The sequence below is a fragment of the Lachnoclostridium phocaeense genome, assembly GCF_959599685.1.
Classification (GTDB): Bacteria; Bacillota; Clostridia; order Lachnospirales; family Lachnospiraceae; genus Claveliimonas; species Claveliimonas monacensis.
In genome coordinates this window covers 24,661-38,213 of sequence record NZ_CAUGIN010000007.1, presented here as the reverse complement: position 1 = coordinate 38,213, position 13,553 = coordinate 24,661, and the positions used below count along the sequence as shown (strand labels likewise).

Genomic DNA, 13,553 nt, shown 5'->3' with positions numbered 1-13,553 from the left:
CAAAGATCTCCACAGGCGGGTTCCCGCTTTTTCGTAAAGATTTCTCTTTTTTCTATTTTTTCCATATCCTGCAAAGGATACTGCAGGCCTCTTTGATCTTATCTTCCGGCATATTGGCGTAGCCCAGCAGGATAACCGCTTCCCTGCCAGGTTCTCCCACGATGTAGTCCGACATGCCGTACACCCTTATATCGCAGGCCGACGCCTTCTCGATCAGCTCCCTCTCCGATCTGCCGTCATCAAAGTGGAGAAGAAGATGGACTCCCGCATTCTCGCCGGATATCCTGCATGTATCCGCAAGGGGCTTCAGCCCCGCTATGAGCTGGTCGTGCCTGCCCCTGTACAGAGCACGGGTCTTGTTGAGATGCCGCTCATAGTATCCTTCTTCAAGAAAGCGGCACATGATGAGCTGATCCACCTTGGACACAGTGGAATTGATAAATCCCAGTTTCCTTTCATACTCTTCGCACAGCGTCTCCGGAAGGACCATATAGCTGAGACGGATGGCGGGGGCGATGGACTTGGAAAAGGTTCCCAGGTATATGACTTTCCCCCTGGCGTCAAATCCCTGCAGCGCCGGGATAGGCTTGCCCTTGTATCGGAATTCACTGTCGTAGTCATCCTCTACAATGTATCTTCCCCTGCCCGCCTCGGCCCAGGCAAGCAGCTCCATCCGCCGTTTGATGGGCATGACGATCCCTGTGGGATACTGGTGGGAGGGGGTCACATAGGCAATGTCCGCCCCTGCCTCCTCCAAAAGCCGGGTGTCCATTCCCCTTTTGTCCATCCGGATCGGGCAGACCTGAAAGTCCAGGCTGCAAAAAAGCCGGTATGCCTGTTTGTAGGTAGGGTTCTCCACAGCGATCACATGATCCCGCCCAAGCAGGGAACTAAGAAGCATGAGCAGATAGTCGCTGCCGGCACCCACGATCACCTGCCTGGGCGTACAGCTCACCCCTCTTGCCTGGTAGAGATAGCTGCATATGGCTCTGCGGAACGCATATTCCCCCTGGGGATCCCCCAGCCGGAACAGCTCTGTCCTGTCGTCCAGCAGCACTTCCCGGGACAGCTTCCTCCAGATATTGTAGGGAAAACTGTTCAGATCTACTCCATTGGGGGTAAAGTCAAACCGGTACGCTTGTCTCTTCTTCTCCTTAGGCCCTGACTTCTCATCTCTGGCAGGAGCCGTCTCCAGATGCCAGAGGTCCTCCACCTGGGCCACAAAATACCCTCTGCAAGGGACCGCCTCGATATACCCCTCTGACAAAAGCTGTTCATAGGCCATCTCCACCGTGCTCCTGCTGACCTCCAGATAGCGGCACAGGGAGCGGGTGGAAGGCAGTTTCTCCCCGCAGGAGATCCGGCCCGTCCTTATATTCTCTTTGATATAACCGTAAATCTGCTCGTACAGGGGCGTGCCGCTGTGGGGCTGCAGATGGATCGTCAGTTCGTTCATGGCAGGCTTATTTAGGCAGCTTGAAAGAGCTCTTCAGGGAGACGATACGGTTGAACACAAGGGCATCAGGCTCTGAATCCCTGGCGTCGATACAGAAGTAGCCGTTTCTCACAAACTGAAAGCTGTCGTAGGCCTTCGCATCCTGGAAGCTGGGCTCCACATAGCAGTTTTTCCGGATTTCCAGGGAGTGCGGATTCAGATTCAGGGAACCATCCTCCTTGTTGTACACACCCTTCTCCTCGTCGATCAGGTTCTCATAGAGGCGCACTTCCGCCTTCTGTGCGCAGGAGGCCGGTACCCAGTGAATAGTACCTTTGACCTTTCTTCCCGTAAAGCCGGAGCCGGCCTTTGTCTCCGGGTCGTAGGTGGCATGGACCACAGTCACATTGCCCTCCTCGTCAGTCTCATAGCTCACGCACTTCACGAAATAAGCGTGCATCAGGCGCACCTCATTACCCGGGAAGAGGCGGAAATACTTCTTCGGGGGCTCGATCATGAAATCCTCCCGCTCGATGTACAGCTCCCGCTCAAAAGGAAGCTGGCGCATTCCCAGTTCTTCGTTCTCCAGGTTATTGGCTACATCCAGGTACTCTCTTTCTCCCTCCGGATAGTTGTCAATCACCAGCTTGATGGGATCCAGCACGGCCATCATGCGGGGACGTTTCATCTTCAGATCCTCACGGATGCAGTACTCCAGCATCGCATAGTCCACAGAGCTCTGGCTCTTGGACACACCGCACATCTCCACAAACATCTTGATGGACTCCGGCGTAAATCCTCTCCTTCGCAGCGCCGCGATAGACACAAGGCGGGGATCATCCCATCCGTCCACAATGCCCTCCTGCACCAGCTTCTTGATGTAGCGCTTGCCAGTCACCACGTTGGTCAGGTAGAGCTTGGCAAACTCAATCTGGCGGGGCGCCGGGTCAAACTCACACTCTCTTACCACCCAGTCGTAGAGTGGTCTGTGATCCTCAAATTCCAGCGTACAGATAGAGTGGGTGATCTTCTCCACTGCGTCCTCGATCGGGTGAGCGAAATCATACATGGGGTAGATGCACCACTTGTCCCCTGTATTGTGGTGGGTCATATGGGCTACTCGGTAGATGATGGGGTCGCGCATGTTGATGTTGGGCGACGCCATGTCGATCTTGGCGCGCAGCACTTTCTCCCCATCTTTGTGCTCCCCGTTCTTCATAGCCTCAAACAGGGCCAGGTTCTCCTCCACAGAGCGATCCCTGTAAGGGCTGTTCTTTCCGGGCTCTGTGAGGGTTCCTCTGTACTGCCTTATCTCCTCCGGGCTCAGGTCACAGACATAGGCCTTTCCCTTTTTGATCAGCTTCACCGCGCACTCGTACATGATGTCAAAATAATCAGAGGCAAAGTACAGATGTTCCCCATACTCTGCACCCAGCCACTGCACATCTGCCTTGATGGACTCCACAAACTCCATATCTTCTTTCATGGGGTTTGTGTCGTCGAAGCGCAGGTGGAATTTTCCGCCGTACTTCTTCGCCAGCCCGTAATTTAAAAGGATGGACTTGGCATGTCCGATGTGGAGATACCCGTTTGGCTCCGGCGGGAATCTGGTGCACACATTGTCGTACACTCCCTCTCTGAGATCTTTGTCGATCTCCTGCTCAATAAAATTTTTAGAAACCACTTCTTCTCCCATGTCAACCTCCTGATAACAATAATTCCTCTGGTCATGAAGAATATCTTACCATACTTCCCGTCAATCCACAAGCACAAGACACAAGGTCTTCCTTTAAGTCCTGCTAAAAATCCGTGTAACTCTTTCCGTTCACAAGAGCTGTGTTCTTTGCCGCCGCCAGCTCTGACACCGTCACAAGCTGATAGCCCGCCTCCTGGAGCTTTGGTATGAGCTCCAGGGCCGCATCCACAGACTCTGTATGTATATCGTGCATCAGGATAATGTCGCCGTCGTCCACAGAGCTCATAACCGTGTCCACCGTCTTTTTGGCATCCCTTGTCTTCCAGTCCAGCGTGTCAATGTTCCACAGGATCATGGGCATGCCCACATTCCCGGACACGGTGCTGTTGATGGCCCCGTAGGGCGGGCGCATGACTGTGGCGGAGGTCCCGGCCGCCTCCCGTATCCTGTCGTTCGTCCTCTGGACCTGGGAGGACACAGCCCCCGCGTCCAGCTTAGTCAGATCCGCGTGGTCATAAGAGTGGTTCCCCAGCTCGCACCCTGTGTCCTTCATCCGCTTTACCAGCTCCGGATAGGAGGAGACCTTCTCCCCCAGCATGAAAAAGGTGGCGTGGGCGCCGTACTTTTTCAGCTGATCCAGTATTTCCCCCGTCCGCTTTCCCGGACCGTCGTCAAAGGTGAGCGCCACCATGGGCCGGGAGGGATCCACCATGCTCTCCTTCACGGAGAGGAATTTCCCGTCCTTGCCAAAGGAATAGAGGGAGAGGCCCATGTAGACATCCCCCACGGCCATCTTTCCCTTCTGGTCAAAATAGTACCTGCTCCCCTCTATCTCCTGCCAGCCGGTGAGCGCGCGGCCGTCCTCTCCCAGGTAATATCTGCCGTCCTCCCCGTCCTTCCACTGGCCGGCCTCCATGGCGCCGCTGTCGTCAAAGAAGTACCTGGCCCCGGCAATTTCCCGCCAGCCAACCGCTTTCTCCCCGGCGGAGTCAAAATAGTAGCTCTTTTTCTGCCAGGTGACAAATCCGTCCGTGACCCAGGAACCGTCGTAGCGCTGAAATCTTTCATCCTTCCACCTGCCCACCGGGTTCTTGACCGTCAGTGTGCCTTCCCGCACCTGGAGCTGTACTTTCTTTCTCCAGTCCTTCCCCAGCTTTTCCTTCAGCTCTCCGTCCAGCTCGATCCGCACAGGATAAGTTCCTTCCATAGACAGGTCCGCATCGCACACAAGGGAAATCCCTTCCCCTTTCTCCAGCCGGCTCACCAGCTCCTCTGCCGTGAGCTTCTTCTTTTTGTCCAGGCGTATCCTCTTATTGTACCTTTCCGTGTCCGAGGTGACCTCCGCGAGCAGGGGCGGCTGCTCCTCTCCTACATAGACCTCCCGGTCCGACGTCGAAATCTGTATCCTGGCACGCCGCCCAAAGCCGGACAGGGCAAAGACAGCCCCCGCGGCTCCGGCACAGGTGAACAGGATGGCCGCAGCCACCAGCAGCCTGACCGCAAGACTCCTCCGTCTCCTCCTGTGCATACGCCCCCTCAACTCTGTTCCTATGCTGTTCCTCTTCCTGTTCATCGGTCCTGCTTATCCTCCCCAGACATACTTTATCTTCGACAGAGTATAGCCTGATTCGACAGGAACCACAAGAGGAGCAAAGAATACTTAAGAAATGTAAAGAAATTCTTAAATTTTGGCACAAAAAAAATGGAGCATACGGGATTTGAACCCGTGACCTCCACACTGCCAGTGTGGCGCGCTCCCAACTGCGCTAATGCCCCATTCAATCATATGAACTCCATTTAATGGAAAAAGCTGCCTAGCGGACTTGAACCGCCGACCTCCGCCTTACCAAGGCGACGCTCTACCTACTGAGCCAAGGCAGCATATATTTCGTAAGCAACATGAACAATATACAATATTAAGACGGACTTGTCAATGACTTTTTGAAAAAACACAGCATCGGTTTCCACCTCAAAAGTCGGCGGGGCATCCGCTCATTCTCCGGATGCCCTGCTGACCCCTGCAAAAGTCTTGTCCCCGGTCTTATTTTCTTTCCTGGGAGTCCTCTTCCTCTTTTTCCTTCTTCCACACAACCGTTTCCTTGATCCGGTGGTTCTCCACAGCCAGAACACGGATCTCCAGATCGTCCGTGCTGCACACAAAGGTCTCACCATCCTCCGGGATCCGGTCTATGACGCCGCAGACGTAGCCGCCAAACGTATCGTAGTCCTGTGAGGGGAGCTCGATCCGCAGCTCCTCCGCCACATCCTCCACATCCGCGCCTCCCTGGATGCGCCACTGGTTATCAGAGATCTTCACAATATCATCAGGTTCTTCCTCCTCGTCCGGCTCGTAGAGGTCTCCAACAAGGGACTCCATCAGGTCGTGGAGGGTGATGATGCCGCTGACACCGCCGTACTCGTCCACCAGCACAGCAAAGTAGATCCTCTTCTTCTTCATATTCTGGAACAGCGTGTTGGCCTTCATGGTATCCGGCACAAAATAGGCTTTCTCCATGGCATTTGCCATAATGTTTTCACGGCTCTTGTCCTCAAGCCGGAAATAGTCTTTCGTGTCCAGCACGCCCACAATGTCTTCCTGATTTTCCTTGCACACCGGATAATGGGTGTGTCTGGTGGAGTGGATGACCGTCTCCCACTCCTTCATATCCTCGTCCAGATACAGGCAGTCCATGTCCACCCTGTGGGTGCAGATCTGTTCCACGGAAATATCGTCAAACTCGAATACATTGCGGATCATCTCGCTCTCCTCGCTGTCGATATTCCCCTGGGCATTTCCCTCCATAAGGAGCATGCGGATCTCCTCCTCCGTCACCTGCTCCTCCTCTTCCTCCGGGTTGATGTGCAGGAGACGAAGCACTCCGTTGGTGGATTTGGTCAGCAGGAACACAAGGGGGGCGAACGCCTTGGACACCCCGTACAGAAGACCGGACAGCAAAAGGGAGAGCTGCTCCGACTTCTTCATGGCGATACGCTTTGGCACTAGCTCGCCGAACACAAGGCTGAAGTAGGCCAGTATGACTGTGATGACAACAAGGGCAACCGTCCGCACGACCCGCTCCGGCACATCCACTCCCATGCTGATGATCCAGTCTGAGAGAGGTCCCGAAAAGCTGTCCGCCGCAAAGGCACTTCCCAGCTGTCCGGCCAGTGTGATGGCCACCTGGATCGTGGAAAGAAATTTGGCAGGCTGCTCTGTCAATGTGTAGAGATGGCGGGCTCTCCTGTCTCCGTCCTCCGCCATTTTTTTCAGTTTTGTCTCATTCATGGAGATCACGGCGATCTCCGCGCTTGCGAAGATAGCGTTGAGCGCTATCAGCACAACCTGTAAAATCAATGGTCCAACCATTCTTTTCTTACTCCTCCTGATTAATCATTCAAACATAAAACATATGGCAAAAGGGTATAACCCACAGGCCCCGCATCTCAACTGATGCGTGCCTGCAGGCTATACCCCTATCTATTCATGATACCACATGGATTCTTTTTTTCCCGCGCACACAAATATGACGCACACACTGTCATCTGAAAGCACTTACACCTTTCAGTGTCACTGTCATCGTCCATGTATGTAATCACACCTTTCTTTTACGCATTTCCCGGTATTTGTCAGATTTATACCAGATTGATTAATAAAATATCATACTTCGGGCTGTCTGTCAATCTTTCTCCTGCTCGTTCTGTATGATCTTCTCTGTCTTAGCCTTGATCCTCTGGATCGCATTGTCCACTGTCTTGGGACTTTTATCCAGCAGTCTGGCGATGGTCCGGTAGTCTGTTCCCATGAGATGCAGGTAGAGGACCCTCCTCTCCAGATCGCTCAGAGCGCCCTCCAGCTCCTCCTCAATCCTTCTTGCATTCTCCTTGCCCAGAAAGGCCTGCTCCGGATCGCTCTCCCGGCCGGCCTGGATGGTGTCCATCAGCTTGGCACCCTCCCCCTCCTCCGGGTTCTCCTTCTCGTAGAAGGATATATAAGAATTCAGGGGACTGTGCTTCTTTCTCCTGGACGCCTCTATGGCCGTGTAGAGCTGTCTTCTCACGCACAGCCTGGCAAAACTGTAAAAAGATGCCTCCTGCTCCAGGTCATAATCCTGGACTGCTTTGAAAAGGCCTATCATTCCCTCCTGGATCAGATCATCGTTCTCTCCTCCCAGGAGATACATGGCTTTGGCTTCCTTCTTTACAAGTCCTTTATATTTCTCCATCAGGTAGTCCGTGATCGCCCGGTCTCCCTCCCGGAGCCTGCGTATCAGCTGTTCATCTGTCATCTGTTCATACTGGGGCATACTCGCGCTTCCTTTCCTGATCCTGCTATTCTGCCTCTATGACATCCGCTGCCGTACGATCTCGTAGGCCAGGACTCCCGCTGCCACCGACGCATTCAGGGAGTCAATATCTCCCTTCATGGGGATGGATGCTGTGAAATCGCAGTTCTCTTTCACCAGACGTCCCACGCCCTCACCTTCATTTCCAATGACCAGGCCGATGGGGCCTTTCAGGTCCAGGTTGTACATCAGCTCTCCATCCATGTCCGCGCACACGAACCACAGGCCTTCCTCCTTCAGCTCCTGCATGGTGCGGGCCAGGTTCGTGACCTTTGCCACCGGCGTGTAGTTCACTGCCCCCGCGGAAGTCCGGGCCACTGTGGCCGTCAGTCCCACCGCCCGGCGCTTGGGGATGATGACCCCGTGGGCCCCGGCCAGGTTGGCAGTCCGGATGATGGCCCCCAGATTATGGGGATCCTCCACATTGTCAAGAAGGATAAGGAAGGGGGCCTCCCCCCTGCTCCTTGCCAGCTCCAGCATATCCTCCACCTGCGCGTATTCCCAGGCCGCAGCGTGGGCGATCACTCCCTGGTGATGCCCTGTCTCTGAGAGCTGTCCCAGGCGCTCCCTGGAGACAAACTGGATGATGGTGTCGTGTTTTCTGGCCTCCCGCAGGATGGTCTGCACAGGCCCGTCCTTGCAGCCGTCCTGGACAAACAGCTTGTCAATAGTCTTTCCGGACCGGAAAGCCTCCAGGACCGCATTTCTCCCTTCTATCACCGTGCTGTTTTTCTCTGTCTCTCTCTCTTTCATCGCTCTTCCTCTTTATCTTCATGGCCGGCCATTTCAAAGCCGCCTTCTGCCAGCTCCCCATACTCCAGACTCTCAAGTCCGGTCCGGATCAGGCTGAGCATCCTCTCCCACTCTTTCTCCAGATAGAGATATCCCATCAGCGCCTCAAATCCGGTGGCCCTCCTGTAATCTGTCACAGACTGGTTCTTTGCCGGAGATACGCTCTTGGCATTTCTCCCTCTCTTGTAGACCGCGTGCTCCTCCTCTGTCAGAAGACCCTGGAGAGTGCGCATCATCCTGGACTGGGCAGAGGCCTGCACAAGAGAGCTGGTCATCCTGTGCAGCTGGTTCACAGGCCGGTTCCCCCTGCTGATCACAAGGGTCTTGATGACAAGGTCATAGATGCTGTCACCGATGTAGGCCAGCGTGAGAGGTGAATACTCCCGGATATCCACCTCCTCCATATGGAAGACCTGGCTCATATACTCCTCAAACTGCCACTGCACTTTCTGTTCTACGCTCTTTTCCATTTTACACCTTCACGCGTATCCTCAAGGATAATGCCCTTGGCTGCCAGCTCATCCCGGATGGCGTCCGCCCGCGCAAAATCTTTTGCCTTTCTGGCTGCCTGCCTCTCCTCGATGAGAGCCTCAATATCTCCGTCCAGCATCTGGGCTTCTTTCACCACGATCAGCCCCAGCACATCGCAGAGCTTCTCCAGGACTGCAAGGAGCGCTCCCGCAAACTCGGCTGAGCTTTCCTCTCCCGCTGTGGTGTTGCAGTATTTCACAAGGTCGAACACAGACGCGATGGCATCTGCCGTGTTGAAGTCGTCATCCATGGCCTTCTCAAATGCCTTTACATACTCATCTGTCCTGGCCAGAGCCGCTTTCTCCTCCTCAGACATAGCGGAGGTCTTGGCATTTTCGCCCAGATATTTCAGATTTTCTGCCGCGTTCACGATCCTCTCCAGCCCGTTTTTGGAGGCCTCCATCAGATCGGCGCTGAAATTCAAGGGGCTTCTGTAGTGGGCGCTGAGCATGAAGAAGCGGAGCACCTGCAGGTCATACTGCTCGCTGATCTCGCGGACTGTCCGGAAATTGCCCAGCGACTTGCTCATCTTATGGTTGTCAATATTCAGGAATGCATTGTGCATCCAGTATTTTGCAAATGTCTTTCCGTTTGCCGCCTCACTCTGGGCGATCTCATTTTCGTGGTGCGGGAATACCAGATCCTCCCCACCTGCGTGGATGTCGATCTGCTCTCCGAGATATTTCTTTGACATGACAGAGCACTCGATATGCCATCCCGGGCGACCGTCGCTCCAGGGTGACTCCCAGGCCGGCTCTCCTTCTTTCTTCGGCTTCCAGAGCACGAAATCCAGGGGATCTTCCTTCTCATCCTCGCCGCTGACCAGCAGTGTCCTGTTGCCGGAGCGCAGGTCATCCAGATTTTTGTGGGACAGTTTTCCATACTCTTTGAACTGTCTTGTCCGGAAATACACGGTTCCGTTCTTCTCATAGGCATAGCCCTTGTCGATGAGCTGCTGGATCATCTCCACCATGCCGCAGATCTCCTCTGTGGCGAGGGGGTTTTTTGTGGCCGGCAGGATATTCATGCCATCCATGTCCTTCCGGCACTCTTCGATATATCTCTTGGAGATCTCGTCTGCGGACACGCCCTCCTCGATCGCTCTTTTGATGATCTTGTCGTCCACGTCCGTGAAATTGGACACAAAGTTCACATCATAGCCCTTGTACTGGAAGTATCTCCTGACTGTGTCAAACACGATCATGGGCCTTGCATTTCCGATGTGGATCAGATTGTAGACCGTAGGCCCGCAGACATACATCTTGACTTTTCCTTCCTCCAGCGGGATAAATTCTTCTTTTGTCCTTGTCATAGTGTTAAACAGTTTCATGTGGTTCCTCCTTAATTTCTTCCATCTCTATAGTATTGTCTTTCATGCATCTCATATGCTTCTCCAGCTCGCGCAGCTCTGTCTTCAGGCGCATGTTGTCCTTCTGCAGTTCGCGGATATCGTTGCTCACCGGGTCAGGCAGATGTACCTGGTCCATGTCCTCCCTGGGGATCTTCTGGTCTCCCATCTTCACGATGCGCCCCGGAACGCCCACCACTGTACAGTTGGGCGGCACTTCCTTGAGCACTACTGCTCCGGCGCCGATCTTGGAGTTCTCACCGATGGTAAAAGATCCCAGGATCTTGGCTCCGGCGCTGACCATGACATTGTCTTTGAGCGTCGGGTGGCGTTTTCCCTTTTCCTTTCCTGTGCCCCCCAGAGTCACTCCCTGGTAGAGGGTCACATTGTTCCCGATGATGGTGGTCTCGCCTATGATGACACCGGTCCCGTGGTCAATGAAGAGCCCCTTCCCGATCCTGGCACCGGGGTGTATCTCAATCCCCGTCTTCCTGGCTGCCCGCTGGGACACCCATCTGGCCAGGAAATAATGCTTCTTCCTGTACAGCCTGTGGGCCACCCGGTAACTTAAGATCACTTTAAAACTCGGGTAGAGAAACACTTCCCAGTTGGATTTGATCGCCGGATCCCTCTCCCGGATAACCTGAATCTCTTCCCGTATATATTTCACAAGTCCCATGCGTATCCTTTCCTTTCTTTTTATTTTCCGCCCGGCCTATCCCACACGCCGCAGCGCGCCTCTTCAGCCGGAGTTTTCTTTATACAGGCAGGTACGAAGAACTTTCCCGGAACATAAAAAACGTCTCTTACACAATGCCATGTAAGAGACGAATGATGATCCGTGGTTCCACTCTTTTTGAGAACACCCGCCTGCCCCTGGCATGTACAGCTGCTCTCCACTTTCTGGCTGATAACGCCCGCCCTGGCGTACCCGGCTAATCAGGGCGGCTCTCCTGCCGTCTTCCTTTCGCCGGATCAACTCCCGGATGCACTTCACATCGAGCTCGCCCGGAACTGCTTTCAGCCGGTGACAGTTCCTCTCTGATGGCTCCCTTCCATGTTACTCTTTCCGTTCTCCGTTTTTACCGCTATAGATACTATAGTATGTGAAAAGCCGGAATTTGTCAACCTCCGCCATGCAGAGTTTTTCTCTTTCCCCTGTCACACCACCTCATTCAGGTAAATAGGGGACAGCGGAACGATCTTTCTCAGCTCTTCCTTCATTCTCTCTGTCACAGTGACGCCGGGCTCCCTTTCGATCTCGTCCGGAGACACACTGCCAAACACCAGCTTTGTCAGGGCCTCCACCGTCAAAGTCCCCTCGCTGTTCTCCGGCTTTCCCTCCATAAGCATCACGCCCGAAAACTCCGTCCCGGTCAGCATGAACACCTGGTTGTTCTCCGGGATAAGGGGATCTGTCACCCGAAAGCACACCGCAGTCAGATAGTTCAGCTCCAAAAGGAGCAAAAGCCGCCTGACATTTACCGGCCGCACCATGATCTTCGGCCTGTCCTTTGAAGTCTGGGGTACCGCAGGCAGACAGTCCACGATCTGCCCGTCCTTCTCGCAGATCATCAGACAGCCGCCGTCGCTCTCGTATTCCCGGATCAGCCTCTCATAGTAAGCCTCATCCCGCTTTGCGTAGACTTTTGCGCGTCCCCTCAGGCTCTTCTCAGCCGCAACTCCTATCCGGGCACCGTCTCCCGGGGCAGCCCTCTTTGCGCTCCATTCTTCAGGAAGATTTCCCTCCCCCTCAAAACAGCGCTGCTCCTGCTCATACACGGTAGAAAAACCGTGGGGAAGATAGATCTCCTCCGCCGCCGGCATAAGGAATGTGAAGGGCTCTCCTGCCTGATACATGTCCCCAAGCGCTGTCCTGATAAGGGCTGCCATATAGCCTCTCTTCCGGTATTCTTTTTCCGTAGCCACCGCCACAATGTAGTGGGAGGGCTCTTCCTTTCCGTTTACCATCAAGGTGTAGGGATTGAGGTGTAGCATAGCACGCACGGCCCCGTCCTCCTCCACCACATAGATGGTGTTGTCCCTTGTCTTTTCTGTATAATAGTAATCCACAAACGAAACGCTGTCTTCAGAGAAAATCTCCTCATACAGCTTTCGGGTCTTTCCTTTTTCTGCATCGCTGATCTTTCTGATCTGCATCTTCCTTCACCTGTCTTCTGTCCATCGTTCTTTTGCCCGCGGGCAGCCGCTGCAGGTGGCGCACCCGTCTCCAGGTTGTCCACCGTCCTCGGGAAGCCGGGGCTCATAGCTATAATTTTCCACCGTCTCAAGGCAGGCAGCCGCCTGGGCTGCGATCCCTTCGCCGCTCCCTGTAAAGCCAAGCCCTTCTTCTGTGGTGGCCTTTATATTGACCTGGTCCTTGCGGATGCCGAGAGTCTCCGCCACATTGTCCCTCATCTGTTCGATATAGGGGGCCAGCTTCGGGCGCTGGGCGATCACCGTGGCGTCAATATTTCCGATCACATAGAGTTCCTCTTCCACCAGCTCTCCCACTCTCTCCAGGAGCTTCAGGCTGGAAGCCCCTCTGTATACCTCGTCTGTGTCGGGGAAATGTTTTCCGATATCCCCCAGGGCCGCTGCTCCCAGCAGGGCATCCATAATGGCGTGAAGGAGGACATCCGCATCAGAATGTCCCAGAAGCCCTTTTTCATAGGGAATCTCCACGCCTCCCAGTATCAGCTTCCTGTCCTCTGCCAGTCTGTGTACGTCATAGCCTGTTCCAATCCTCATGGTCTATTCCCCGCTTTCTTCCTCATCTTTCGCCTGCTCTTCCAGGGACGGCTGCTCTTCTTCCTCCTGCTCGTCCACAGGCTTTGTCATATTTCTGATAGCAAAGACGATCAGCCCCACACCAAACACCGCAAAGAGCACGCCTGCCACGACAAAGCCGATATATCCTTCCGGCTTCTGGTTCAGGACATCCATAACAAGCTGCACGCCTGTGTAGGTGAGATATCCTCCCACAATGATCCAGATCCAGTCTCTCGTTTTTCCATTCATAGTATTCGCTCCTTCATTTTTTCATATGTACAAGTATATAATTATCACATCGAGCTTGTCAATGAGAGGGATTGCCGCAAGGCAAAAATAAACGGCGCCGGAAGTTTTCCGACACCGTTTTCTGGGAGTAGCGGGAACTGGATTCGAACCAGCGACACTACGGGTATGAACCGTATGCTCTAGCCAACTGAGCTATCCCGCCATATGATATGGGGCCTATAGGGCTCGAACCTATGACCCTCTGCTTGTAAGGCAGATGCTCTCCCAGCTGAGCTAAGACCCCATATTTTCTGGTCTTGCAGGTTGCTTTCCCGCAACCCGCTTTGCTATTATACAATCATTTTCAAGCAAATGTCAACACTTTTTTTACATTTTTTTCAAAAGGGT

General features: G+C 54.0%; 12 protein-coding genes, 4 tRNA genes and 1 other annotated feature. All 16 genes read right to left on the bottom strand.

From position 1 onward, the window contains the following. Positions 1 to 52: 52 nt before the first annotated feature. Positions 53 to 1,456 (bottom strand): MocR-like pyridoxine biosynthesis transcription factor PdxR, encoded by a 1,404-nt coding sequence (gene pdxR, locus Q5911_RS04675; RefSeq protein ID WP_303181357.1) that lies wholly within the window; start codon positions 1,454 to 1,456, stop codon positions 53 to 55. A 7-nt stretch (positions 1,457 to 1,463) separates the two neighbouring features. Then, positions 1,464 to 3,131 (bottom strand): glutamine--tRNA ligase/YqeY domain fusion protein, encoded by a 1,668-nt coding sequence (locus tag Q5911_RS04670; RefSeq protein ID WP_303181354.1) that lies wholly within the window; start codon positions 3,129 to 3,131, stop codon positions 1,464 to 1,466. Positions 3,132 to 3,234: 103 nt separating this feature from the next. Further along, positions 3,235 to 4,704, bottom strand: coding sequence for a polysaccharide deacetylase family protein (locus Q5911_RS04665; protein WP_303181352.1), 1,470 nt, complete (start codon positions 4,702 to 4,704; stop codon positions 3,235 to 3,237). Between the two features lie 130 nt (positions 4,705 to 4,834). After that, positions 4,835 to 4,907, bottom strand: a tRNA-Ala gene (locus tag Q5911_RS04660). A 32-nt stretch (positions 4,908 to 4,939) separates the two neighbouring features. Then, a tRNA-Thr gene (locus tag Q5911_RS04655) sits at positions 4,940 to 5,012 on the bottom strand. Between the two features lie 160 nt (positions 5,013 to 5,172). After that, positions 5,173 to 6,498: a hemolysin family protein gene (locus tag Q5911_RS04650; RefSeq protein ID WP_303181350.1), complete on the bottom strand. Its 1,326-nt coding sequence runs from the start codon at positions 6,496 to 6,498 to the stop codon at positions 5,173 to 5,175. A 310-nt stretch (positions 6,499 to 6,808) separates the two neighbouring features. Beyond that, the gene (locus tag Q5911_RS04645; RefSeq protein WP_076777193.1) at positions 6,809 to 7,435 is read right to left on the bottom strand and encodes a sigma-70 family RNA polymerase sigma factor; all 627 of its coding nucleotides are present in this window, start codon (positions 7,433 to 7,435) and stop codon (positions 6,809 to 6,811) included. A 36-nt stretch (positions 7,436 to 7,471) separates the two neighbouring features. Further along, a complete protein-coding gene (gene rlmB / locus Q5911_RS04640; RefSeq protein ID WP_076777192.1) occupies positions 7,472 to 8,227 on the bottom strand; it encodes a 23S rRNA (guanosine(2251)-2'-O)-methyltransferase RlmB in 756 nt (251 codons plus the stop codon). Beyond that, positions 8,224 to 8,736: a Mini-ribonuclease 3 gene (locus Q5911_RS04635; protein ID WP_076777191.1), complete on the bottom strand. Its 513-nt coding sequence runs from the start codon at positions 8,734 to 8,736 to the stop codon at positions 8,224 to 8,226. The genes rlmB and Q5911_RS04635 overlap by 4 nt, the downstream gene beginning before the upstream one ends. Next, positions 8,721 to 10,127 (bottom strand): cysteine--tRNA ligase, encoded by a 1,407-nt coding sequence (cysS, locus tag Q5911_RS04630; protein WP_226395222.1) that lies wholly within the window; start codon positions 10,125 to 10,127, stop codon positions 8,721 to 8,723. The genes Q5911_RS04635 and cysS overlap by 16 nt, the downstream gene beginning before the upstream one ends. Continuing rightward, positions 10,114 to 10,824 carry a serine O-acetyltransferase EpsC gene (gene epsC, locus Q5911_RS04625; RefSeq protein ID WP_076777189.1) on the bottom strand — a complete coding sequence of 237 codons (711 nt, stop codon included), beginning with the start codon at positions 10,822 to 10,824 and terminating at the stop codon, positions 10,114 to 10,116. Before epsC ends, cysS begins: the two co-directional genes overlap by 14 nt. Before the next feature lie 141 nt (positions 10,825 to 10,965). Next, positions 10,966 to 11,231, bottom strand: a binding site (T-box leader). Positions 11,232 to 11,306: 75 nt separating this feature from the next. Continuing rightward, positions 11,307 to 12,305, bottom strand: coding sequence for a GNAT family N-acetyltransferase (locus Q5911_RS04620; protein WP_303181345.1), 999 nt, complete (start codon positions 12,303 to 12,305; stop codon positions 11,307 to 11,309). Between the two features lie 6 nt (positions 12,306 to 12,311). Beyond that, positions 12,312 to 12,896 (bottom strand): 2-C-methyl-D-erythritol 2,4-cyclodiphosphate synthase, encoded by a 585-nt coding sequence (ispF, locus tag Q5911_RS04615; protein WP_303181343.1) that lies wholly within the window; start codon positions 12,894 to 12,896, stop codon positions 12,312 to 12,314. Positions 12,897 to 12,899: 3 nt separating this feature from the next. Next, positions 12,900 to 13,166 (bottom strand): hypothetical protein, encoded by a 267-nt coding sequence (locus Q5911_RS04610; RefSeq protein ID WP_303181342.1) that lies wholly within the window; start codon positions 13,164 to 13,166, stop codon positions 12,900 to 12,902. Positions 13,167 to 13,294: 128 nt separating this feature from the next. Further along, positions 13,295 to 13,368 (bottom strand) — tRNA-Met (locus Q5911_RS04605). 8 nt (positions 13,369 to 13,376) lie between these two features. Continuing rightward, positions 13,377 to 13,449: transfer RNA gene (locus tag Q5911_RS04600), tRNA-Val, on the bottom strand. Positions 13,450 to 13,553 lie beyond the last annotated feature (104 nt).

Bases quoted from the DNA above. Each gene is read 5' to 3' on its own strand.
- pdxR (WP_303181357.1), bottom strand. From the start codon at position 1,456: ATGAACGAACTGACGATCCATCTGCAGCCCCACAGCGGCACGCCCCTG.
- Q5911_RS04670 (WP_303181354.1), bottom strand. From the start codon at position 3,131: ATGGGAGAAGAAGTGGTTTCTAAAAATTTTATTGAGCAGGAGATCGAC.
- Q5911_RS04665 (WP_303181352.1), bottom strand. From the start codon at position 4,704: ATGAACAGGAAGAGGAACAGCATAGGAACAGAGTTGAGGGGGCGTATG.
- Q5911_RS04650 (WP_303181350.1), bottom strand. From the start codon at position 6,498: ATGGTTGGACCATTGATTTTACAGGTTGTGCTGATAGCGCTCAACGCT.
- Q5911_RS04645 (WP_076777193.1), bottom strand. From the start codon at position 7,435: ATGCCCCAGTATGAACAGATGACAGATGAACAGCTGATACGCAGGCTC.
- rlmB (WP_076777192.1), bottom strand. From the start codon at position 8,227: ATGAAAGAGAGAGAGACAGAGAAAAACAGCACGGTGATAGAAGGGAGA.
- Q5911_RS04635 (WP_076777191.1), bottom strand. From the start codon at position 8,736: ATGGAAAAGAGCGTAGAACAGAAAGTGCAGTGGCAGTTTGAGGAGTAT.
- cysS (WP_226395222.1), bottom strand. From the start codon at position 10,127: ATGAAACTGTTTAACACTATGACAAGGACAAAAGAAGAATTTATCCCG.
- epsC (WP_076777189.1), bottom strand. From the start codon at position 10,824: ATGGGACTTGTGAAATATATACGGGAAGAGATTCAGGTTATCCGGGAG.
- Q5911_RS04620 (WP_303181345.1), bottom strand. From the start codon at position 12,305: ATGCAGATCAGAAAGATCAGCGATGCAGAAAAAGGAAAGACCCGAAAG.
- ispF (WP_303181343.1), bottom strand. From the start codon at position 12,896: ATGAGGATTGGAACAGGCTATGACGTACACAGACTGGCAGAGGACAGG.
- Q5911_RS04610 (WP_303181342.1), bottom strand. From the start codon at position 13,166: ATGAATGGAAAAACGAGAGACTGGATCTGGATCATTGTGGGAGGATAT.